Source organism: uncultured Thalassospira sp. (assembly GCF_963976115.1).
Taxonomy (GTDB): Bacteria; Pseudomonadota; Alphaproteobacteria; order Rhodospirillales; family Thalassospiraceae; genus Thalassospira.
On the sequence record NZ_CAXBJJ010000003.1, the window covers coordinates 147,117 to 170,319 of the forward strand.

Annotated in this window: 15 protein-coding genes and 1 riboswitch; of the genes, 8 read left to right on the plus strand and 7 right to left on the minus strand. The window is 52.0% G+C overall.

The window, feature by feature from the left end:
- Positions 1 to 121 precede the first annotated feature (121 nt).
- A complete protein-coding gene (locus AAC086_RS04500) occupies positions 122 to 1,513 on the minus strand; it encodes an MFS transporter (protein ID WP_339775813.1) in 1,392 nt (463 codons plus the stop codon).
- A gap of 691 nt (positions 1,514 to 2,204) precedes the next feature.
- Here AAC086_RS04500 and nirB point away from each other — a divergent pair.
- From nirB to AAC086_RS04515, 3 genes are read left to right on the plus strand one after another with little or no spacing between them, the layout of a single operon-like run.
- Entirely contained in the window at positions 2,205 to 4,673 is a 2,469-nt protein-coding gene (gene nirB / locus AAC086_RS04505; RefSeq protein ID WP_339775815.1) for a nitrite reductase large subunit NirB, read from the plus strand.
- Between the two features lie 5 nt (positions 4,674 to 4,678).
- Complete coding sequence (gene nirD, locus AAC086_RS04510) at positions 4,679 to 5,029, plus strand: nitrite reductase small subunit NirD (RefSeq protein WP_339775817.1); 351 nt, start codon at positions 4,679 to 4,681, stop codon at positions 5,027 to 5,029.
- On the plus strand, positions 5,019 to 7,739 hold the full coding sequence (locus tag AAC086_RS04515; RefSeq protein WP_339775818.1) for a molybdopterin-dependent oxidoreductase: 2,721 nt from the start codon (positions 5,019 to 5,021) through the stop codon (positions 7,737 to 7,739). Before nirD ends, AAC086_RS04515 begins: the two co-directional genes overlap by 11 nt.
- 175 nt (positions 7,740 to 7,914) lie before the next feature.
- Here AAC086_RS04515 and AAC086_RS04520 read toward each other — a convergent pair whose 3' ends face one another.
- Both AAC086_RS04520 and metE read right to left on the minus strand, forming a co-directional pair.
- Positions 7,915 to 8,715, minus strand: coding sequence for a hotdog domain-containing protein (locus AAC086_RS04520; RefSeq protein WP_339775820.1), 801 nt, complete (start codon positions 8,713 to 8,715; stop codon positions 7,915 to 7,917).
- Positions 8,712 to 11,036 carry a 5-methyltetrahydropteroyltriglutamate--homocysteine S-methyltransferase gene (gene metE / locus AAC086_RS04525; RefSeq protein WP_339776230.1) on the minus strand — a complete coding sequence of 775 codons (2,325 nt, stop codon included), beginning with the start codon at positions 11,034 to 11,036 and terminating at the stop codon, positions 8,712 to 8,714. Before metE ends, AAC086_RS04520 begins: the two co-directional genes overlap by 4 nt.
- 125 nt (positions 11,037 to 11,161) lie before the next feature.
- Positions 11,162 to 11,385, minus strand: a riboswitch (cobalamin riboswitch).
- Between the two features lie 152 nt (positions 11,386 to 11,537).
- Between metE and AAC086_RS04530 the strand changes: the two genes are divergently transcribed.
- Positions 11,538 to 11,756, plus strand: a complete 219-nt coding sequence (locus tag AAC086_RS04530) for a hypothetical protein (protein WP_339775824.1) — start codon at positions 11,538 to 11,540, stop codon at positions 11,754 to 11,756.
- Between the two features lie 15 nt (positions 11,757 to 11,771).
- On the opposite strand, the gene AAC086_RS04535 is transcribed toward AAC086_RS04530, so the two are convergent.
- The 4 genes from AAC086_RS04535 to AAC086_RS04550 all read right to left on the minus strand — a co-directional run bounded on the left by AAC086_RS04535 (position 11,772) and on the right by AAC086_RS04550 (position 19,015).
- Positions 11,772 to 14,240, minus strand: a complete 2,469-nt coding sequence (locus AAC086_RS04535) for an SIR2 family protein (RefSeq protein ID WP_339775826.1) — start codon at positions 14,238 to 14,240, stop codon at positions 11,772 to 11,774.
- 356 nt (positions 14,241 to 14,596) lie between these two features.
- On the minus strand, positions 14,597 to 15,145 hold the full coding sequence (locus tag AAC086_RS04540) for a hypothetical protein (RefSeq protein WP_339775829.1): 549 nt from the start codon (positions 15,143 to 15,145) through the stop codon (positions 14,597 to 14,599).
- Between the two features lie 95 nt (positions 15,146 to 15,240).
- On the minus strand, positions 15,241 to 16,692 hold the full coding sequence (locus AAC086_RS04545) for a SagB family peptide dehydrogenase (protein WP_339775831.1): 1,452 nt from the start codon (positions 16,690 to 16,692) through the stop codon (positions 15,241 to 15,243).
- A gap of 10 nt (positions 16,693 to 16,702) precedes the next feature.
- On the minus strand, positions 16,703 to 19,015 hold the full coding sequence (locus AAC086_RS04550; protein ID WP_339775833.1) for a TOMM precursor leader peptide-binding protein: 2,313 nt from the start codon (positions 19,013 to 19,015) through the stop codon (positions 16,703 to 16,705).
- Between the two features lie 316 nt (positions 19,016 to 19,331).
- Here AAC086_RS04550 and AAC086_RS04555 point away from each other — a divergent pair, with 316 nt between their 5' ends.
- The 4 genes from AAC086_RS04555 to AAC086_RS04570 all read left to right on the plus strand — a co-directional run bounded on the left by AAC086_RS04555 (position 19,332) and on the right by AAC086_RS04570 (position 23,021).
- A complete protein-coding gene (locus tag AAC086_RS04555; protein WP_339775836.1) occupies positions 19,332 to 19,745 on the plus strand; it encodes a hypothetical protein in 414 nt (137 codons plus the stop codon).
- 166 nt (positions 19,746 to 19,911) lie between these two features.
- Positions 19,912 to 20,829, plus strand: coding sequence for a GNAT family N-acetyltransferase (locus tag AAC086_RS04560; protein WP_339775837.1), 918 nt, complete (start codon positions 19,912 to 19,914; stop codon positions 20,827 to 20,829).
- A gap of 540 nt (positions 20,830 to 21,369) precedes the next feature.
- The gene (locus tag AAC086_RS04565; RefSeq protein ID WP_339775838.1) at positions 21,370 to 22,503 is read left to right on the plus strand and encodes a type III PLP-dependent enzyme; all 1,134 of its coding nucleotides are present in this window, start codon (positions 21,370 to 21,372) and stop codon (positions 22,501 to 22,503) included.
- An 11-nt stretch (positions 22,504 to 22,514) separates the two neighbouring features.
- Positions 22,515 to 23,021 (plus strand): N-acetyltransferase, encoded by a 507-nt coding sequence (locus tag AAC086_RS04570; protein ID WP_339775840.1) that lies wholly within the window; start codon positions 22,515 to 22,517, stop codon positions 23,019 to 23,021.
- Positions 23,022 to 23,203 lie beyond the last annotated feature (182 nt).

The window sequence follows — 23,203 nt, forward strand, 5'->3', positions numbered from 1 at the left end:
CTGACGACCACGATCATTCTCCCCAATGCACCCTTACCTGCCTTGTCTCAACCGGGAAAAGCCACCCCGACTGACAGCATGACCGGAATGCGACATTGGCCGCATTCCGGTATTCAATTTTCTATTCTGCCGGAATGGCCTGTGCACCCGCAGGCACGCCATCACGTTCCCGAACGGCTTTTTCAAAGCGTTCTTTTTCCTCGGCCACGGTTTTTTCCGAAAAACGCACCAAAAGGGCCGCAAAGGAACAGATAATAACGGCAATGCCCAAATACATCAGGCCCTGTTGATAGGTCAGGGATTCAGATTTAAATAAAAACCCTGCGGCAACGGCACCGGCATTACCACCGGCCCCGACAATACCGGCGACCGATCCCAGTGCCTTGCGGTTAATAAAGGGCACAATCCCGAAGGTTGCACCTTCCGACATTTGCACAAACAACGAAAACACCACCATCATCGACACCGCAATAACCAGCGCATCCATCATTGAAAATGCGACAAGGGCGATACCTTCGATAAACAGGGCCAGAAACAAAAACCTTACCCGGCCGGAAAGGCCGCCTGCTGCGGCAAATTTATCAGAAAACATGCCCCCCAGTGTGCGGGCAAAGATGTTCATCAGGCCAAACAAACCGGCGATCAGTCCGGCTGTTTGCAGGCTAAGTTCGAAACGGTCAAAGAAATAGATCGCAGCGATATTGTTGATGGTTAACTCGACACCAAAACATGCACCATAAACCAGAAACAGCGCCCAGACGCGAAAATCCCTGCTTGCTGCCAGCATACCTTTGATCGCACCAGAATGGTCGTCTTCGGGCGACAACGCGCCATTTTTACGCATATCGGCATAATTGCCGTCGGGCGCATCGGTGGTAAAAAACCAGTACAGGGCCGCAACGACCAGCATGATGACACCGGGAAACACCATTGCCAGACGCCAGCCCATGGTTTCAGACACACCAAAACCAAGCACCATCGCCAAAATTAACGGCATTACCATTTGCGTGATACCCCCACCCAGATTGCCCCAGCCAGCTGTGGTGGCATTGGCGGTGCCCACAATGTTGGGCGCAAACATGGTAGAGGTATGATATTGCGTGATCACAAAAGATGCCCCGATCGAGCCAATGGCAAGACGGGCAAGAAGAAATGTTTCGTAGCTATCGGCTAGCCCGATCAGCATGACCGGCAAGGAACCGATCACCAGCAAGGCGGTATAGGTTTTGCGCGGGCCGATCTTGTCGCAAAGCGGACCAATCAGCAGGCGCACCAAAACCGTAATGGCGACGGATGCAATAATGGTATTTCCGATCTGGCCCTTGGTCAGGCCCAGGTCATCCCGTACAAGCGGCATCAGCGGGGCAATGCCGAACCAGCCAAAAAAGCACAGAAAAAACGCCAGCCAGGTGAGATGAAAGGTTCGCATCTGCACCGTTTTAAGGCTGAACAAATTAATACGCGGAGCTTTGTTCTTGATTTCCATAACACTGAAGCCCTTCGTTCGGGTCATATGCAATCAGGTTCCCGATTGCGTGACCGACGGTTATTTCCCCAAGGGCCGCATGCTTCACCAAATGGAGTTCGCTGGCGGCCCGTCATTCGTTTCGGTCAGGGCAGCGACATCGTTGCGCGCCAAAACCAAACGTCTGATCGCCCGCCATTGGACGAAGAACTGTGAGATACCCGTCATTGGGTCTGCTTTCATCCAAGCGCCTCACAGGCTACAGCGCTGCAAACGGCGCGCCAATTTTTTCGCAATGCAGTATTTTTTGACTAACCATTTGAAATAAATAGTGTTTCAAATGAGATGCGCACCAGCTTCCCCATCACCCCACTCTGGGGCAGTTTAATTTTTGCATATTTTTTATACACATTAACATATGAGTGTCTATTTTATAGTCATTCGTGAATTTTACGTCATGCGGCGGTCAATTCCGGGTAGTTGAAAGTTCTTTTTACATCATGCACTTATTAAAAATTTAACCAAAAAATGCATTCTGGCACGCAACTTGTATAGAAAGAGATTAAGTGCGCGGGCAAAGCTGCCTGCTGCCCTGGCCGAAATGCCAGACCCTGATATTGAATCCAATGACGGGTTCACCGGATAACGACGTCCGTTGCGACATTGCCTTTTTACAGGCAATGCGCACCGGGCGTTTTTTTTTGCCAATTCGCTTCCCGCGACCAGGAGCCAGAGACAAATGAACCACGTCCCTGCTGCACTTTTAAAAAAGACCCGTCTTGTCGTAATCGGCAATGGAATGGCTGGCATGCGCACCGTTGAAGAAATTCTTGCCCGCGCGCCGGATAAATACGACATCACCGTTTTCGGGGCAGAACCCCGTGTTAACTATAATCGCATCATGCTTTCACCACTTCTGTCGGGCGAAAAAGCATTCGACGACATCGTGATCAACACGATGTCCTGGTATCAGGAAAATAATATTCACTTGTTATCGGGCGACCCTGTGGTTGAGATCGACCGGGATCGTAAAATTGTCATATCAAAAAGCGGATCAAAAACCGCCTATGACCAGCTTTTACTGGCAACCGGATCTGACCCGATCATGATCCCGGTACCCGGGCATAAACTGCCAGGTGTCGTCACATTCCGCGATGTTGATGATGTCGATGTCATGCTGAAGGTTGCCCAAAATGGCGGGCCTGCCGTTGTCATTGGCGGGGGACTTTTGGGGTTGGAGGCCGCTTCCGGCCTGCAAGCACGCGGCATGTCAGTGACGGTTTTACATTTGGCTAGCCACGTTATGGAACGCCAGTTGGACCCATCGGCTGGCTATCTTTTGGCGCAAGAACTGGGCCGTCGTGGCATCGACGTGATAACCGAAGCCAACACCGCCGAAATTATTGGCACAGACAGCGTCACGGGTGTTCGTTTGAAGAACGGACATATGATCCCGGCTGACCTGGTGGTCATGGCGGTTGGCATTCGCCCCAACGGGCGCCTGGCCGCAGACGCGGGAATAACCGTCGAACGTGGCATCGTTGTCGACGATGTGATGACCACCAGCGATCCGGACATTTTTGCCGTTGGCGAATGCGTACAACATCGCGGTCAATGTTATGGCCTCGTTGCACCATTATTTGAAATGGCAAAATCCTGTGCTGATCATTTAACCGAAATCGAAACCGGCGGCTATGCCGGTTCTGTCACCTCGACCAAGCTGAAAGTTACCGGTGTTGATGTTTTTTCGGCGGGCGATTTTTCCGGTGGCGGCGAAACCGAGGAAATCGTGTTTCGCGATGCCGGACGCGGCGTTTACAAACGCATTGTGCTGGAAGACGGGCGGATCAAAGGTGCCGTTCTGTACGGTGATACGTCCGACGGCGCCTGGTATTTTCAACTGATGAAAGACGGGCAGGATATTACCGACCTGCGCGATACCCTTGCTTTTGGTCAGGCTTTTGCCGGAGGGGCCACAGCAAACCCTTTTGATGCCGTTGCCGCCCTGCCCGATGATGCAGAAATTTGCGGTTGCAACGGCATTTGCAAGGGAACCATTGTTTCAGCGATTACGGAAAAGGGCTTAACCTCCCTTGACGAGGTTAAAGGCCATACCAAAGCCTCGGCGTCCTGTGGCTCATGCAGTGGTTTGGTGGAAAACCTGCTGGCCGCAACACTGGGCGGCGATTACGAGGCCGCCGCAGTCAAACCGGTCTGCCCCTGCACCGACCATGATCATGACAGCGTGCGGCGGCTAATTATTGCAAAAACCCTTAAATCCATGCCCGCCGCAATGCAGGAACTGGAATGGAAATCGTCCGATGGGTGCCATATATGTCGCCCGGCCCTGAATTATTACCTGCTGGCCGCTTGGCCCGGCGAATATGTTGACCACGCGGCATCGCGATTTATTAATGAGCGTGTTCATGCCAACATTCAAAAAGATGGCACCTATTCGGTGGTACCGCGCATGTGGGGCGGCCTTACCAACCCGCGCGAATTACGCGCCATTGCCGATGTCGCCGACAAATTCAACATTCCAACCGTCAAAGTAACCGGCGGGCAGCGCATCGACCTTTTGGGCGTTAAAAAAGAAGATTTACCTGCCGTCTGGGCCGACCTGAACGCGGCTGGCATGGTGTCAGGCCATGCTTACGGCAAATCGCTGCGAACAGTTAAAAGCTGCGTTGGGCAGGAATGGTGCCGTTTTGGCACGCAGATGTCTATGGGCATGGCCGTCGAACTTGAACAAATGACCTGGGGATCATGGATGCCCCATAAATTTAAAATGGCCGTTTCGGGGTGCCCGCGCAATTGTGCCGAAGCCACAATCAAGGATTTTGGTGTGGTTGCCACCGATGGCGGGTGGGATTTGCATGTTGGCGGCAATGGTGGCATTCATGTCCGCGCAACCGAACTTTTATGCAAGGTAACGACCGGCGACGAGGTGAAGGAATATTGCGGTGCCTTTATTCAGCTTTACCGCGAAGAAGCCCGGTATCTGGAGCGCACGGCACCGTGGATAGAACGGGTCGGCCTGAAACATGTTCAGGAACGCATTGTCGATGACGCCCAAAACCGGGGCGCCCTGTTTGCACGTTTCATTGAAAGCCAGAAAACAGCACAAATTGACCCATGGGCAGAACGTGCCAGCCAGGGCGTTGATTCCCATGAATTTAAATCCCTGTCCCTGATCGCAGCGGAGTAACGGCAATGTCAGATATCGTAAACTGGGTAAATGTCGGCCCCATTTCCAATATTCCGCAGCAAGGCGCACGCACATTTCAAACCGAAACAGACCGCATTGCAATTTTTCGCACCCTTGATGATCAGATTTACGCCCTGCTGGACCGCTGCCCGCATAAGGACGGACCACTGGCACAGGGCATTGTCCATGGGCACTTTGTCACCTGCCCGCTACATAACATGGTTTTTTCGCTAGAAACCGGCAAAGCACAAGGTACAGACGATGGCTGTGCGGCCAGAGTAGACGTGCGTGTTGTAAATGATACCGTCCATATCGGCCTGAACGCGCAACAAACAGGATTGCGCCATGCAGGGTGAGGTTAAAACCACTTGCCCCTATTGCGGCGTGGGCTGCGGGTTGATCGTCTCCCCCACCCGGGACGGCTGGGCGGTTGGGGGCGACCCTGATCACCCGGCCAACCGGGGTCGGATCTGCTCCAAGGGGGCAGCCCTGATTGATACAGTTACGGCCGAAACAAAACGTGATTTTCGGTTATTAACCCCTGAAATAGATGGAAAAATCGCTGACTGGAAAACCGCAACCGCCGAAACCGCCAAAAGGCTTCGCCAGACGATTGACCAGCATGGCCCGAAATCGGTGGCGTTTTATGTTTCCGGTCAATTGCTGACCGAGGATTATTATGTCGCCAACAAACTGATCAAGGGTTTCATCGGCTCGCCCCATATCGACACAAATTCGCGGTTATGCATGGCGTCAACCGTGGTTGGGCACAAACGTGCCTTTGGGGCCGATGTCGTTCCGGGATGTTATGAAGATTTGGAAATTGCCGATCTGGTCATCCTTACGGGGTCAAACCTTGCCTGGTGCCACCCGGTTTTAAACCAGCGTTTACGCGCCGCAAAAGAAAAACGCGGCACCAGAATTGTCGTGATCGACCCGCGCAAAACAGCCAGTTGCGATATCGCCGATTTACACCTGCCGATCAAACCGGGCAGTGACGTTGCCCTGTTTAACGGGTTGCTGGCATGGCTGGACCAAAACAACCATTGCGACCAGACCTATATTTCACGTCATGTCAGCGGATATGAAGACACCATTGCCGCCGCCATTGCCGACTGCCCCGATATGGCCAGCACCGCAAAAAAATGCGGCCTTGACGACCCGGCAAAAGCCGATGAAACGGCATCGGGGCTGACCAAACTGGAAACATTTTTTCAGTGGTTTGCAAAGTTTGAGCGCACGGTTACGGTATTTTCACAGGGCGTAAACCAGTCCAGCAGCGGGTCGGACAAGGTTAATGCGATTATTAACACCCATTTGGCGACCGGGCGGGTTGGCAAACCAGGGGCAAGTCCGTTTTCTGTTACCGGCCAGCCAAATGCCATGGGCGGACGTGAGGTTGGCGGCCTTGCCAACCAGCTTGCCGCCCATATGGACCCGAATAATGTAAACGATGTTGACCGGGTGAAACGGTTCTGGGAATCCGACATTCTGGAAACCGGCGAAGGGTACAAGGCCGTTGACATGTTTCGTGCCATTGAAACCGGCGAGATCAAGGCGGTGTGGATTATGGCGACCAACCCGGCAGTCAGCCTGCCCGACGCCAGCCGTGTAAAGCTTGCGTTATCACGGTGCCCGCTGGTGATTGTTTCAGATACGGTCAATGACACCGATACGTTACGTTATGCCCATATCAAACTTCCGGCGGCGGGCTGGGGCGAAAAATCGGGCACGGTTACCAATTCGGAACGCCGGATATCACGCCAGCGCCCGTTTCGCGACCAACAGGGTGACGCCAAACCCGATTGGTGGATTATGAGCCAGGTTGCAACTGCAATGGGATATGGCACGGCATTCAAATATCGCGACCCGGCCGAAATCTTTGCCGAACATGCTGCTTTGTCGGAATTTGAAAACGACGGCGTGCGGGCATTTGACATTGGCCTTTGGCGCAAAGCAAAAAAATCAGCCTACAACACGATGGTGCCGTTTCAATGGCCTGCCTCGCGCCACCATCAACCAGCAGATGGTGCCAGCCGCCTTTATGGCAACGGCGTTTTCACAACGTCCAATGGTCGCGCCCGGATGCTGGCCGTTCAGCATAAATTGCCCCTGTCGCAAACAAGCAACGATTTCCCGCTGATTGGGAATAGCGGCCGTTATCGCGACCAATGGCACACCATGACCCGCACCGGAACGGCAGCAAGGTTATCAGCCCACCGCCCCGAACCGTTGCTTGAGGTCAATAATATCGACGCCGCGCAATACGGACTATGTGACGGTGGACTGGCCCGGATCAAAGGCCGCCAGGGCACCGCCCTTATGCGGGTATCGATAAGTGATGCGCAAATGCCCGGTGAGGTTTTTTTGCCCATGCACTGGAACGATGTCTATTCTTCTGCCGGTGGCATTGGCCAACTGGCCAGCGCAAATGTTGACCCCTGTTCCGGCCAGCCAGAAACCAAATATATTCCGGTTTCCATCGAACCGTTCACAGCGCTGTGGCAAGGTTTGCTGTTTTCAAACGCCCCGGTTGATCTATCGCACCTGCCTTACTGGGTCGCCGCAAGCGGGCCGGGTTGCATGATTTATGAAATTGCCAGCGACAAACCCTGCCTGTTTAAATCAATGCTGCCCACAGCGACCAATACCGGGCCCGATAACATCCCTGAACAGATCATTGAATATAGCGACGGCAAAAAGGGTATTCATCGTTATGCCCGCCTTCAGGGAGAACGTATTACCGGCGCACTTTTTGTTGGTCTAAAACGACCCGCCCTGGGCCGGGACTGGGTATCGACCCTTCTTGGCAATGCCGCGATCAGCACGCCAGAACGCAATGCCCTGCTCGCCGGACGCATGCCAGACGCCACAGCAATCAACGACCGTTTGATCTGTTCGTGTTTCTCGGTCGGGCTAACGGCAATCACGCGCGCTATTCATACACAAAATGCGGTGACCACCGCCGATATTGGCCGTTTGCTTCAGGCTGGAACCGGTTGCGGGTCGTGCCTTCCCGAAATCAGGGAACTTGTGAATAACGCACTGCCCCGCGCCGCAGAATAACGCCTGCCATGTAACACCTTACCCAAGGATTATTCAGGCTCGGTCGACACAAACAGCTTTCCCGGCAATCAACTATCGATCATTGTTTAGCCGGAAATACCCGCGATTTTAACAACCGGAAAATGGCTGGCGCACAATTAACGCCAGCCATCTTTTCCCGTTAAAATCGCAATTGTTATGCTGCGCGATTATGAAACGGCATTGGACGATGATCATGATCAATGGCAACCATCACAAACTCGCCAACACCACATTGCCGCCTTTGATCTGTGTGTAAATTTTCGGCCCATAGCTGGACCTCAACCCGGATCGAGCTTTGCCCAACGCCCATCACCCGCGGCACGGTAATGGCAACTTCACCGCTGTGAATATGACGGGTAAAATCAACCCGCTTTGACCCCGCCATCACCACTGTTTGCCGACACTGGCGGGATGCGGCAATAAAGGCTGCTTTTCCCATGGCCGCAAGTGCATTGCCCCCATATAAACTACCGTAATGGCTGGTTTTTTCGGGAAAAACAATTTCAACCATTGCCGGATGTATCTGTGTTTCGTCGGTCTCACTCACCCCGGCATTGTCAGGCAAAGGCGGCAATTTGCCGCCCCATGCCCCAAGGTCGGCCCCGACCGCCACCATGTTAAAACCACCACGGCAACAATGTTTACGCACGCCACTTAGCGGGTTTTCGGCGATCATGTCGACCTCTACCGACAATGACCGACAACCGACCCGCACCACGGAACCCGTCAGTTCAACAATGTCGCCGATTTGCGCCGGTGCGTTAAAATCAATGCGTTCACACGATGCCGTAACAAAATCGACATGCCCGTGGCGCGACGCCGCAATAAAGGCAACCTTGTCCATAAAGGAAAGGCCAGCGCCCCCAAACAACGTGCCATGATGATTTGCCGCCCCCGGAAACACGATATCAACCAACCGGGTTGGCCCGGAAAATACCGGGTGATCCGGGTTCATTGTGCGGCCTTCGCAAGGTTGTGACGTAATAACCGGGCCGCTTCGACCATATTTACAAGTGCCGGGCGCACTTCATCCCAATTCCGCGTTTTAAGGCCGCAATCCGGGTTGACCCAAATCTGGCTTGCGGATAATTGCCGGGTTGCCGCCACCAGCAAGTCGACCATTTCATCAATGGTTGGCACACGCGGCGAATGGATATCATAAACCCCCGGACCAATATCATTGGGATAGGCATAATCGACAAAGGCATCCAGCAATTCCATTTTTGAACGTGATGTTTCAATCGAAATAACATCCGCATCCATCGCGCCAATTGCTTCTATAATGTCATTAAATTCGGAATAGCACATGTGGGTGTGGATCTGGGTTTCATCACGCACGCCCGATGCCGACAGCCGAAAACACTCAACCGCCCAGTCCAGATAGGTTTTCCAATCCTCCTTGCGCAGCGGCAACCCTTCGCGCAAAGCGGGTTCGTCTATCTGGATCAGGCCAATACCCGCCGCTTCAAGGTCGGTAACCTCGTCGCGCAGGGCCAGTGCGATCTGGGCGCAAACGTCGCGGCGCGGTAAATCGTTTCGCACAAACGACCATTGCATCATGGTGACAGGCCCGGTCAGCATCCCCTTAACCGGGCGGTCGGTTAACGACTGGGCATAGTGCGACCATTTAACTGTCATGGCGTCGGGGCGCGATACATCGCCATAAATGATGGGGGGCCGAACATATCGCGACCCGTAACTTTGTACCCAACCCTGTTTGGTAAAGGCATATCCCGCCAGTTTTTCGCCAAAATACTGCACCATGTCGTTGCGCTCGAACTCGCCATGAACCAGCACATCCATGCCAATTTCTTCCTGCCAGCGAATGGCGGCACTGGTTTGCTCGCGAATAAAGGCATCATAGGCATCAGGTTGCATGTTGCCTCTGGCAAAGGCCGCACGGGATTTACGCACATCTGCTGTTTGGGGAAACGACCCGATGGTTGTGGTTGGAAAAGCAGGCAACCCAAGTTTGGCGGTTTGCAAGCAACGACGCACCTCAAACGGGCTGTTGCGTTTATCCATGCCTGCAGAAATATCCAAAATACGTTCCGTCACCAGGCGATTATGAACCTTCGCTGACGTGCGACGTGTTGCAAGTGCCACCGATGCTTCGCGAAATAACGATGCGACCGCCCCTACACCGTCACCAAAAGCCCGCGAAAGGGTTTTAAGTTCCTGTATTTTTTGAACCGCAAATGAAAGCCAGCTTTTAAGGTCCGGGTCCAGTTCGCTTTCCTGCTCCAGATCAATCGGCACATGCATAAGCGAACATGATGGTGCCAGTTCAAACAGATCATTGCCGCGTGCAGCAATGGCCGGGGCAATCCAGTCGTAAATTGCCTGAAGATCCGCCCGCCAGATATTGCGCCCGTCAATTACGCCAAGCGAAATAACCTGGTTTGGTGCTGCACCGTTAATCACGGCATCAAGCTGCTCAGGTGCCCGGACCAAATCGACATGCAACCCGGCAACCGGCAATGACAGGGCCGTCGGCAAGTTTTCACCCAGTTTGCCAAAATACGTCGCCAACATCAGCTTCAATTCCGGGACAGCCTTGCCCAATACCTGGTATGCCTTTTTGAAAGCCGAACGCTCGGCATCGCCAAGGTCAAGAACCAGGCAGGGTTCATCAATTTGCACCCAGTCCGCACCACTATCCCTAAGCTGGCGGAGCACCTCCCCATACACCGGCAACAACCGGTCCAGCAAAGACAGGGGATCAAACCCCGGAACCGTGGATTTTGCCAGTTTCAGAAACGTGACCGGCCCTAACAAAACCGGGCGGGTTTTAAAACCAAGTGCTTTTGCTTCGCGAAATTCGTCAACGGCCTTGGTTGAGGCCAGGGTGAAATGCTGTTCGGGCGATAGCTCCGGCACCATATAATGATAATTGGTGTCAAACCATTTGGTCATTTCAAGGGCCGGAATACCTTTATAAGCCGTTTTGCCACAGCAGCTTTCTTCCTGTGTATCTCCACGTGCCATGGCAAAATAGGTGGCGGGTTGAATCAATCCGCCCTGCCAGTCATAGATATCGGGAATTGCACCGACCATGGCACAAATATCCAGCACATGGTCATACAGGGAAAAATCATTGCTGGGCACATGATCAACACCAAGGCTTTTTTGCCGCGCCCAGTTGGCACAGCGCAAGGCCGATGCCTTTTCCTGCAAGGTGGCGAGATCAGACGTGCCGGACCAGTAATCCTCAAGTGCGAATTTCAATTCGCGCCGAGGGCCAATCCGGGGTGTTCCCAGAGTTGAAACAGGAATGAAAAAGTTCTTCGACATAGACTTACCCCAATAAATGGGGGCAAAGGCCAGGCAAAAGCACGCACCCTCAGTCGGAATCAACCACCGGTGAAAGCACAATACTCCACCGGGGCACCCCGCCCGAGGACGTAACATAAAGTCGCGGCAGGTCTCCTGGCTCACGGGTCACGGCTTTTAACCGGCCTTCCCGAAACGCCTGAACGTCTCAGTGGCCATGCATGGATAAAAGCTCGCCGCTTACAGTTGCGGGGGCAGCTTCGGCATTGCCGTTTCTTCAAACGACGCACCGAATTCCCTCTTAGCTTCCGTCTGAAAATCAAACGGAAGAACCATCGACACGGCGTAGAGTGCCCCTAAATCCCATAACTGTCAACACAGACATAAAGATTTCTTTATGTCTTATACGAAAAACAAACGGTGCCTCAAATCTCGCGGGATACCGCGATTTCTGCGAGTTAATGTTCGGGTTATCGCCCTTTCCCGATCACGTCTTTGCTAGCCGTGAAACGAAACGCTGGCTTCGTTCGTCCTGCGGATTGTCAAAAAGACCGAAGCTTCCGCACCCCGCGCGTTGGCACCCAGGGCTGTTGTGGCCGGGGCTGTAATGGCTGCCTGATCTTCTGGCACGACCCGCAATACGCCAAAGCCCGCGAAATCCTTGGCAAACGCAAACAGGGCGAAATGCTGGAACATGACGGGAAGACGGTGGCGGCAGAGTAATCAAAGCGTAAAAACTTAAGATTTTTGCAATTTTTCCAATATAGGAGAAATTTGATCCATTGCTTGAAGGGCATGAGACCTTTGATAACCTGACGGAACTAAATCAACGCGCCTCCGAGCAAGAACTACTAGGCCGTCTAACTTAAGTAAAAGAACCGGCAACTGCCCCTCAAGCAGGACATACGCCCTATCGCCCAATGCCTTTGCAATATCGAGAAGGGTCTCAAACGAGTGATGCGTTAATTCAGAATCCCTAATCAATCGCCCAGTAGTATCGATAGCTTCTTTAAAATCTCTGAATAACTCAGCGCCAGACTTTTCTTTGCCAATAGCAGTAAGCGCCAAGAACTTAGCTTTCCGATCATCAAGCTGTTTGCGCTTATATTTTTTTTCGCTGTGCTTTTCGTATGCACTAGCAGCCGTGTAACCCATTTCCAAATATTTTTCAGCGTTCAGCCAACTTTTCTGCTCACACATAGCCATATGCCACTGCAACCAAAATAGGGGCATTCGACGGAAATGATCAATTTTCGATATATGATCGAAGAAACGATTTATCTCCTTCTCATTCGTAACCGTTGAACTTAAAATTGAATAACGCATAAACTGAGCAAACACATGCTGATCAAAGTCTTCCCGGTGGCGATCTTCCGCTATTCTCTCCAAAATTTTAATCGTCGTATTTACTATTTCACGGTCCTCAATCACATTGCGTAGCAAATTACGCGCACCAATAGACGGCACCGTCTGAACTCGGTCCCCTTCAATACGGAGCAGTCGGAGTCCTCCTGTACGAGAATTAAGTTCCTCTAAAACAAACTTTAAATCTGCTTCGAAAACCTCACTCAAAAAAGAAAGTGGAGCATTAAGGCCAAGGTTCGAGACCAACAAGGCTGCAATAAGCATCTCTCTATCCGAATCATTGAGATAGTTTGTCTTATTATATTCTTCCTTGTATTTCTCACGCACATACTCAGAATTCAGCAAATGTAAAAGAACACGAGGAATAACCCCTTCGCAGTCTTTGATGACAAATTTCATTCTGTCAGAGTGAGACAATACTCTCACACTTCTCCAACCTGCTGTTTGATCCAGCAGTTTTATTAAGGACTCCGCCTCGTCGTCTTGCAATCCGCCGATTTCAATCTCTCGAAAAGCTTCCAAATTTCTTAAAAACTTTAGTTTTTCAATTTCGGCCTCAGTTGAAATACTCCGAGCTGAAAGAATAAGCCCCCCTTCACTCAGACTAACCAATCGCACAACCTTAGATAGACGCTCGTCACCAACACTAAAGCAATTTTCCACGACAAAAACAGCGTTAGAATAATAAGATAAAATATTAGAAGTTTCCTCCACCAAGTCATTATAAGAATGTTTCAAAACAAAAACAGGTCGCGACGAGGAAATTTCGCTTACAGCTCCTTTCACAATAAGACTTTTACCATCACATATATCACCATATACTAATACCACCCTTCCCGGCCTATCAAGCTCATCTCTTAGTTCAGAAATTTCTCTCCTAAGAACATGATAGTCGGATTTATTTTGAGTTAAGTCTCTTTTTATTTGGGATTCCGAAATTTTTCCCCAAACAAACAAATCCTCAATCTCATGTACCGAAGGCACCGATTCACTTGGCGGCAAAATTTTGAACCTGCTAAAAGATGCCAAAACTGGCTCTACAGGTAAACCCTCCTGAATCGCAGTATTGATAATCTGAGAGAACTGCTCTCGGCCAATATAAAGGGGGAGGCCAAAATCCTCTTGGGCCGCATGCATATCTAAATCTGGCTCAGAAACAATGGGATTTATGAAAAAAGATTTTTCCTTTAATCCAGAAACATTAAAAAAAACCTGTTCCAAATGAAGATCGTTTGCACTAAATCCAACAAAAACAACAATTTCTGCACGTTCGATGTCGTGTCGGAGCCTCTTTAACCAATCACGAAGACCTGCAAGACTACGATAGGAATCATTATCAAGAACACAACTCTTTTCAAAGCTATCTAAATCCCAATCCTCTGCATACCCATGCAAGTGAATAATCGGCGTACCATTTACAATCAAACTTGGGTCATCGAGATTATTTACAGCCTTGAACTTACTATGATTAATCTGATGAGCAAGCTCAAGGCCGTTATCATAGTTAGTGGTGTAAATGGCAGTCCACGGATAGTTCATTATATCAACAACAGATGCGGAAACATGACTCAATTTAAAACGATTTTGAAGGAGCTGCATGAGCTGCAAATCTCCAAGATCTTTCTTGAACCGTTTAGCGGCATTCTTAACATCCCTAAAACCAGACTGTTTTCCATTATTTTCCAGTCCGCGGTTCAACACACCAAGTAAATGCGATGTCACTCCAACAGAAGAGGGATCATCAAAATTCAAGCAATCCGCAGTAAGCCCAGAACCGCAAAATAAAATTGCATTCCCGTTCCTCCCGCGCTGAAGAAGTTCTAAAAGTTTTCTATTTGACATACGCCTCACCTATGACAACACAATTAAATTAAAAAAAACCCAACAACAGGATAAATGCTTTTAAACAAATAGAATAATATCGAAAATTACCCGAAAAACCGCTTCAACGGAATAGATATCGCTAAAAAACCTTCTTATTTAGGTAAATCAACCACAATCTGAAAAATTTTCAACCTTTCAAATAACACTGCTTCAGAAATACGACGCACGTTTAAGGGACGGATTCGATTGATAGTTTGGCGTCAAACTCAAACGAGACGGGTACGATTGTTAGTGTGGTTATTTTTATCTTCTCATATTACCGGTATTTCTGGCAATAAGATAGCAACCAAATTTAACAACCCCGAAATACGAGCTTATGGTTTGGCAACGGTCCGATCGGTGCAATCACCTGCCGCTTGCGCATAACTTAGCCACCCCAATTGCCAGCCGGTTTTGTCCAACACTGGAAAATGTTCATAACATATTGCGGCGTCGGGCGATTTGGGGGGCGGATACGGGGTAGATGTGTAAACAGGGCCGGGCAAATCGGCCGGGGCCACCTGATCGAGCAATACCGGTTTGCTTTTGCCCGAGGGATCGCTGATGCAACGGATATAACTGCCACTGTCACCAAGCATATCAATGACAATTTGCCCATCCGCATTTTGCCCGGCATCAACCACACGCGCCGGTGGTGTCGGGTCGGCGTTCAAACAACCTGCAACCTGATTATAAATGATCGGCAAATTGTCCGACCAGTCATCAGCCACCGCCGGGCGGTCGGGCATAATAATGCCTGGGGGCTGACGATCCGGGTTGGCAGCAACGTCATCGGCCATAAATGTCTGGCATCCAGTCAAAACAAACGGCGACAGGCCCGCCATCACGATACAGGATTTAAACAATCGGATAGTCGTGATCATCGGCGAGTATCCCTGCTATAACGTCCCAAATGGCTTAGGCGAAAATCAGCGATGATGGTGACAATAATATGTTGATCGTGCCGGTTCCGGGCTTTTTATTGCCATGTCCCGCTTCCCGCCCCTGCCGTTCCAGTTAACTGACGACCGTTCAAAACAAATTCGCCAATTGCGGTTTCTTCGTCCTCGGGCAGGCCAGTAGCAATCGAAAACAAGGCTGAATCACCGCTGCCGACAGCACAGGGTGAAAGCCCCATATCCTCGGCCACCAGATAAAATGTCTCCATCGCCACCCCGGCATGCAAAAGCGACAGCCGATAAGAAATTGCCTGATATTTCCACGCCAGTCGCAACAGCCGGGACGCCATGACAATCACACAATCAGGCAAAATGTCGGGCTGTCCCATGCCGCTGGCGACACTGGACACAATCGCTTGCACGTAGGGCGGTTTGGCCGGCAGGGCATAAAGGGCGTGTTCGCCGCCATGATAGTGATACAGGCCCGGTTCGAGCCCGTCACAGCGATGGACCGCAATATAAAATTCAAGCTCATGGATCGAACCACCCGCGGGCATTGGTCGTTCTAACAATTCCAGCCCCCCGCCAGACCTTTGCCCACGCACCGAGGCTGTGCGCCATAAAAACACCCCCAAATCGTCAAGACAGAGGGGAAAGTAACCCGGTTTGCGCACAGAATGCCGGGTTTCCATCACACTGCTTAAGGGCCGCGATTGCGGTGTCGTTTCGCCATCACGTACGCGCAACAAGTTAATCTTGCGGGTCGACATTGCCGGTTTCTGAGCGGGGAGCGGGGCAATCGTGTCTTTAAAACGGCAATTCATCCCGATGGGTGCTGAGCCGAGGAAAGACCGCGAACCGGCATGGAAGACCCGGTCATGAAAATCCCACGCCTGGCGGGATGGCGTATCGGTTGCGCCAGGTTCAAGAAATCCCGAGCACCACAGAAAATGCCAGAAGGCCTGATGGGATGATACTGCTTCTGCTGCCGTACCAGATGCAGAATATGCAAAAGCCACCGGCAGCAAATCCCGCCCGGCGGCGGTAAAGCGCAACACCGCATGATATTCGGGATTTTCCAGAAGAACCGCATCCCCGTCACGCCGCATAAAGGCAAAACGCGACAAAACCACCCCATCGGGCACCGGCCCCAAGCTAAATCTTGGGGAAAACAGGCGCGATTGCGGATCGAGGATGCACAAGGGTTGCTCCGCAGTGCCAAACCACCAGTGCAGCATGTCGTTCTGAGACAGAAAAAGCAAAAGAGTGTCGGTGGCTTTGCCAAGATCCGCATCCGACATGGCAGGATACAAGCGCCCTACTGCGCGCTCAACGTCTGAAAGCGACATGCCCGCAGCCCCCGGCATCTTGCCGATCAGTCCGGCCAACGCTGCATCATTCCAGGGCAAATCCCGGCTTGGCCAATCTTGAAAATGCACTGACAGCACAAGACGATCTGCATCATACGAAATCGCAGTAATCATGGGCGACAGCATCATTCCAGGCATCGGTTCGGCCGCATCGAATGTCATAAAAAATGCCCTAAATGAAAAAATTAACAGGGTTAAGTTCGTCTTCGCGTAAAGGCCGGGCAAGGTTCCCCATACGCACCGGCGCCTCGGTCAAACGCCCCACCGCACGGCGATTCCAGAAATGGCGCAAGCCCGGCACAACAACCCGCACACAGTTCAACGGCAAGTCATTACGGCTGTAATCAACAACAATAAAATCGTGACCTGCCTGCGCCACGCGGTCAACGCCATAACGTACCGCCTGATCGATACTGTCAAACTGATGGGCGGGCATCTCATGCACCGTGGTCATGCCATCGGGCTTCAAATAAGGATGATCATCCAGACTGGCCTCATCAAGCCATTGCCAAAGCGCATCATCAACCAGATGATTTGCACTGCGCTCCGTATCGGGGGATCGATCGAACAATATAATCTGATGTATTTCGGTCAGGGCGCGCAAGGCGGCGATCCGCCCGTCAATATGCGACCCAAAACCGGTCAGGATACGACGACCGTCAAAGGTTGCCGAAACCGCAACCACCACCGGAATCCCAAGATCTGTGGTGATATTGAGCAACCAGATATCACGCCCCAAGCCGCGATAATAATCCTGAACCTGCGCTACATAGGCGTCATCAAGCCCGTCAAACGCAACCTGACGAACGCGCAGGCGGTTATACCACCAGATCGCCACCGCATCGCGTTCAACCACCTCAAGGAACCCTTGCAGGATGGCTTCCTCAAGACTGCCCCCCGTGGCACAGCCATTGGAATCCGCCCAACAGAATTTATGATCGCCCTGCACAAGACCATCGGGATATTGATAAAAACAAAACCGGCTGGGCAACCAGCGCGCAGCATCATCGCGCAACGACCATGCCGGGCTCCAGTCAACCAATGCGGTTTCGTCAAACGGCTCACCAATGCGCGCCATCATGCCAATCGATTTGTTTAATTCGGCCCGGTTTTCGTATTGAAAGTCGCTATATTGCAACAAATCACGGGGATGCGGGGCAAGTGCGCCCAGATCGCGCCAGCTTGCCTGTCGCCGGGGTTCACTGCCCACCCATTGCGCGCCATATCGCTCTACCGCCTCGGCCAGACAGCTGATTTTTGCCTGCTTAGCACTTAATCCTTTGCCTGCTGCCCCGCCCGCACGGCCAAGGGTGCGGTTCTGGCGCGGATCAATCGCACTCCTGCTCCCTTGGGACGCACTGTAAACATGCAACCCTTCGCCAAGGGCAACCGGACTTATATAGGCGACAATTCCGGTAATCGGGCTGACGATCGGTTCTAACCGCGCCAATGCTTGCTCTGGCGAAAGGGCACGCCAGCCACTGTCGGCACCATCGAAATTTTTAACCGGCAACAACCGGATCGGCACGGCATCGACCGTATCGTTTGGCCCATCAGCCCCCCCGTTCTGCCCCTGCGCCTGCGCGCTATCTTGTGACGGGCAATCATCAAACAACGGCACCATATGCGCCGCATTTTGACCGTCAACAATGCCCCAGGTCATAAGGCGCTGTTCGATCTGTTGCGACTGACCAAGGGCAAAGCGGATCATTTCCAGCGTTGCCTGACCACTTGCAATCGCCAAAGTGGCCGGGGTCCATGCCTTTGCCGCGCGAACACCCATCATGGTCGGGGTTAGCACATGCTCCGTTGGCCGGTGTTCCGCCAGCCGTCGTGCCAGACAGAAATAACAATTATGCTCGCCACTGTGGCTGCCCATGACCGGCCCGAACCATGCGGACATACCGCCCGGCTTGAACGGAATCCACAGGGCTTTTCGCTGTGCGGCTGACCGGGCGAAATCGCCAAGGGCGGGCTGTAGATAATCCTCGACCAGCACGATCGAAACATGGGCATTTTTATAATCGCTGATGCAAAACCCCGCCGCCATCAACATGGCAGCCAGTTGGGAGGCCTGCACGGACCCAGCCGGACCATCCTTGCCCAACGGCACCACCGCTACGCGGTACTGCGCCAAATGGCTTTCGCAATCAACCGGCGGCAGGTTCTGTGCACTCCAGAATGCGGATCGCGCACTATCTGCCCATGGCTCAACCGGAACGACATAGCGCTTGACCAGCAAGGTATCGATCAGAGCATTAAGCTCGTCAACAGGGGCACGCCCGGCCACTTGCTCCCCGGCCACTTGCTCAAGGATTTGCGCACGGGTAAACCGACCATCAAGCAAGGGTATGATCATTTTATACCCTGCCCCGGACAGCCGGAAACTTTGATCTTCAGACAATAACATAAACTGGTCATCCCCCATGCGATGCACATTCAAATGCGGTGCGATGGCCAGATAATGACTGCTATTTTGTCCCATAAACCGATCTTTGCCGGTTTGTGTACCGGCCCCTCTTTTTTAACGGGCAGTAACCCATCTTGTGGTGTTTGTTTTGTCCGGGTTTAACACCCGACAATTTCCCAAAACCCTAATTACCCTTCAGTTGCATCACTTTCATTCATCGCGTAAGATAGTGCAATAAAAAGTCTTGATGGCTAAATAAACTAAAATAAAGTTTCTTGAATTTTACAATAGGCGGGCATTTCTTTTGCAAGGATTTCCAGCCTGAATTCCGGATTACGCAGCAAGGGCGTTCCTTATTAGCGTAGACACACAATCAGGAGTAGCAGGGATTATGACACAGAACAATTCCATCAGGGCAGATCACTTGCCACCGCCGGTTTTTTCTCGTTTTAATGACGACGCAACCGCTCTGGTTTCAAACAGTCTCCCAACACCGCTATTATCGCGCATTAGCGATGCTGAGGCTCTTGCTGTACTATCCGGACCTGTGCCAAATCCGAACACCATGTGCCTCGGCCCCTGTATGAATATCAAGGATGAGAAACTGACAGTGGCAGCTCACGGTCGTCCGATGCCAAATTGCTCCTGCTTTATCCATGCCGATGAAACGCTTTCCACCAGCGGCCCTATGCCGACGATACCGGCTTGCCGTTCCATCAGCGACGATCAGAATCTGTCGGCTGGCCCCATTCCCAGCCGTGCTGGCTTACGCAGCAACAGTAAGCAGGTCCCTCAATTCCAGTAGATGTGCGTATTCTCGGCTGAGACAATTTTAATGTCGGCAGACTAAAAATTATCTGACAAGGGTGTGATTGCTAATTGGGTTTGGCAATCGCACTTTTTTATTCTCAAAATGTGCTGCGCCATTCCACTTCATATTACTTCCCCGGCATTTAAGAAAGACACGTTTCATGACCACGATACAGCCCTTAGCCTGCCATATTGTCGAATATGATCCGGCTTGCATGCAAGACTTGCTGGTCGCACTGGTCGCGGGATGGGGTGGGAATGACCCGGCATCGTATCACTATGATTTTTGGCAATCGGTGATAGCGTCGCCCCATAAAAGCATGGAAGTTGTTTTGGTGGCCATAAAGGATGATCAGGCAAAGGGCGTTGCATTTGCCAACTGGCGTCCCTATCGCAATGATAATGCACGCTCTGTCGTTTATCTTGTCCCCAACGATTGCCAGAAAAAAGGTATCGGTACGGCCTTGAAAAACGGGATGGATGTCGCCTTTCGCAAACGCGGACTGACCCATCAGATCGCGATGCTTGATGAAAGATCTCTCCCCGCAGCCGGTTTTTTAAAAAAAACCGGCTTTGTCGCCGAAGATGACACGGTGCGGCTTGCATGGGACGGCGATGATTATTCCTATAAGGAAGTCCCCGGCCTGTCTTTTCATCTCTATGACGCCAGTTGTCTTGATGACAAGATCGATGACGAACTGGCCAATTTTTACAATCGCGCCTATGCCAACGAAGGATTAGGTATCCAGTTAACCGGGGCAAAAATCAGGCGCCTGATTACCGATGATGATGTCTGGATGGTTTATGCCCGCGACGATGCCAGCGGTCAGATCGCGGCCTATACCGAAGGCACCAGGACGTCATTGTTTTCCGGCGTCGCGGTGCTGCGACCTTGGTGGGGTACCGGACTTGCCCAGTGGATCAGTGGCTATACGATGGATCTGTATCGCGAACGCGGGTTTGACGCGTTATGGAGTGTTACCCGACGCCGCAACGCGGCCTCAATCCGGTTACAAAAACGCATGGGGTGGCATATTGTCGGCCCCTACCCGCTTTATATTGCAACGGTCCCCGACTGACAGACACACACCCGATCGTCAAACGCGATTGATCAGGCCGTGCGATATGCGCAAATTGCAATGCCCCATTCCAAAACACCTTGAATAAAAAAGCCGACCGGGCAAAACACGGCCATTTACGCCATTTTTTGCGTAGGACGTGGACTTGTTCGACGATCCTGCGATTGAACCATGACAAAATGGTTGAAAATTTCACTTGCACAAAAGTTAGAACAGGCGTAAATCCCGGTTTGCCCAAAGTCGCACGTGCCTGTGGTGGTCCGGATCAGGAACCCTGTAGGACTTACTTAAAGCAACGACGGTGTAGGGCTTTTTTGGTCTCAGGTGGTTGTCCAAATACCACCGACACTGAAGAGGCACACCATCATTGCCCGCCGTGCGGAATGGCATTTTCCCATTCTTATATCGAGGCAACTTTCGCGAACCCGGATCATCGGTGTTCACGTTTGGCATGACGATAGACCGCATTCTGCGCCTCCACCGCGTCAGGATGCATCAGGTGTCGCTATGCTCTTTATAGTGGAATGGGAGAACGCCCCCATGGCAACGCAGCGTATTATTGATTTTCTTGCCCAGAACCGACCGGAAGGTCCGTGCCTTGTTGTTGATCTGGACGTAATTCAGCGCAATTACGAAACCTTTACCCGTGCCCTGCCTGACTCGCGCATTTTTTATGCCGTCAAAGCAAATCCGGCACCGGAAGTTCTGAGCCTTCTGGCCGACCTTGGCAGCAATTTTGACACCGCATCGGTGCCGGAAATCGAAATGGCCATGGCTGCCGGTGCCTCTGCCGAACGGATTTCATTTGGCAACACCATTAAAAAAGAACGCGACATTGCCCGTGCCTATGCCCTGGGTGTGCGCCTGTTCGCCGTTGATTGTGTTGAAGAAGTTGAAAAAATTGCCCGTGTTGCCCCGGCTTCGCGCGTGTTTTGCCGCATTCTGACCGACGGTTTTGGCGCCGAATGGCCGCTGTCGCGCAAATTTGGCTGCGCGCCGAGCATGGCGCTGGATGTTTTGCAACATGCCCATCATCTGGGTCTTGATGCCTATGGTGTGTCGTTCCATGTCGGGTCTCAGCAATGCAACCTCGATGCCTGGGACACTGCGCTGGGCGAAGCTGCAATGATTTTCCGCACCCTGGCAGAAAAAGGCATTACACTGCGCATGGTCAATATGGGCGGCGGTTTCCCGACCCGTTACCTGCGTGATGTTCCGGCAACCGAAGCCTATGGTGCCGCCATTGTCGATGCCCTTCATGATCATTTTGGCAATCACATGCCTGAAACCATCATTGAACCGGGCCGTGGCATGGTGGGGGATGCAGGTGTGATTAAAGCCGAAGTGGTGCTGATTTCGCGCAAGCACGAAGATGATCCGATACGCTGGGTTTACCTTGATATTGGTAAATTTGGCGGCCTGGCCGAAACCATGGACGAAGCCATTCGCTACCCGATTACGACCATCCATGATGGTGGCGATGTGGCCCCGTGTGTATTGGCAGGTCCGACCTGTGATTCCGCCGATGTGATGTATGAAAAGAAACCCTACGATCTGCCGATTGCCCTGACAATTGGCGACGAGGTTTTGATCGAAGCCACCGGCGCTTATACCACAACTTATGCATCGGTGGCGTTTAACGGCTTTTCGCCGTTGGCCGCCTATATCATCTAGGCATCCCGCCAATGATTGTCATTGATCGCGAAGATGCTTCGTCCCATATCGAGCGGGAAAAGCTTCTGGATCGCGTGATGGGACCGGACCGGTTTAAAAAATCGTCCGAAGTGATCCGGGCGGGACGTCTTCCGGCCGACGGGCTGGCCTTTGTTGCCCATGACGGCAAACACATGATCGGCACTGTTCGGTTATGGAATGTCAATGCGGGCAATGGCGGCTCTGCCCTGATGCTGGGCCCGCTTGCGGTAGAAAAAGCCTATAATGGTTCCGGCGTCGGGGCTGGTTTGATGTATGCAGCCATCAACGCCGCCTGTGATGCCGGGCACCGGGCCATTCTGCTGGTCGGAGATCCAAAATATTATGCCCGGTTCGGCTTTGTCGCCGCACCGGCAGCAGGCCTGTCAATGCCCGGTTATTTTGATCGGCACCGTTTTCTGGGATTAAACCTTGGCGATGATGTTCTGGGCGGGACCAGTGGCGTTCTGTGCCCAACCGGACATAGCCTTGCCCACTAACGCGAATGCCTCTCAAAATTCCGGCCTGGTGTGATACCAGGTTTGCCGTCAACGATATAACGAAAATATACTTAGATCAGGCTGGTGTTCATTGGCATCATGGCAATGCACACTAAAGCACTTTTCCTTTAATATGACCCATTTTGCCAGCTCAGTCTGCCGCCTGGCAAGGAGAAGTCCGC

Excerpts from the sequence above, each read along its gene's own strand:
- AAC086_RS04500 (WP_339775813.1), bottom strand. The coding sequence starts at position 1,513 with ATGACCCGAACGAAGGGCTTCAGTGTTATGGAAATCAAGAACAAAGCT.
- nirB (WP_339775815.1), top strand. The coding sequence starts at position 2,205 with ATGAACCACGTCCCTGCTGCACTTTTAAAAAAGACCCGTCTTGTCGTA.
- nirD (WP_339775817.1), top strand. The coding sequence starts at position 4,679 with ATGTCAGATATCGTAAACTGGGTAAATGTCGGCCCCATTTCCAATATT.
- AAC086_RS04515 (WP_339775818.1), top strand. The coding sequence starts at position 5,019 with ATGCAGGGTGAGGTTAAAACCACTTGCCCCTATTGCGGCGTGGGCTGC.
- AAC086_RS04520 (WP_339775820.1), bottom strand. The coding sequence starts at position 8,715 with ATGAACCCGGATCACCCGGTATTTTCCGGGCCAACCCGGTTGGTTGAT.
- AAC086_RS04535 (WP_339775826.1), bottom strand. The coding sequence starts at position 14,240 with ATGTCAAATAGAAAACTTTTAGAACTTCTTCAGCGCGGGAGGAACGGG.
- AAC086_RS04540 (WP_339775829.1), bottom strand. The coding sequence starts at position 15,145 with ATGATCACGACTATCCGATTGTTTAAATCCTGTATCGTGATGGCGGGC.
- AAC086_RS04545 (WP_339775831.1), bottom strand. The coding sequence starts at position 16,692 with ATGACATTCGATGCGGCCGAACCGATGCCTGGAATGATGCTGTCGCCC.
- AAC086_RS04550 (WP_339775833.1), bottom strand. The coding sequence starts at position 19,015 with ATGGGACAAAATAGCAGTCATTATCTGGCCATCGCACCGCATTTGAAT.
- AAC086_RS04555 (WP_339775836.1), top strand. The coding sequence starts at position 19,332 with ATGACACAGAACAATTCCATCAGGGCAGATCACTTGCCACCGCCGGTT.
- AAC086_RS04560 (WP_339775837.1), top strand. The coding sequence starts at position 19,912 with ATGACCACGATACAGCCCTTAGCCTGCCATATTGTCGAATATGATCCG.
- AAC086_RS04565 (WP_339775838.1), top strand. The coding sequence starts at position 21,370 with ATGGCAACGCAGCGTATTATTGATTTTCTTGCCCAGAACCGACCGGAA.
- AAC086_RS04570 (WP_339775840.1), top strand. The coding sequence starts at position 22,515 with ATGATTGTCATTGATCGCGAAGATGCTTCGTCCCATATCGAGCGGGAA.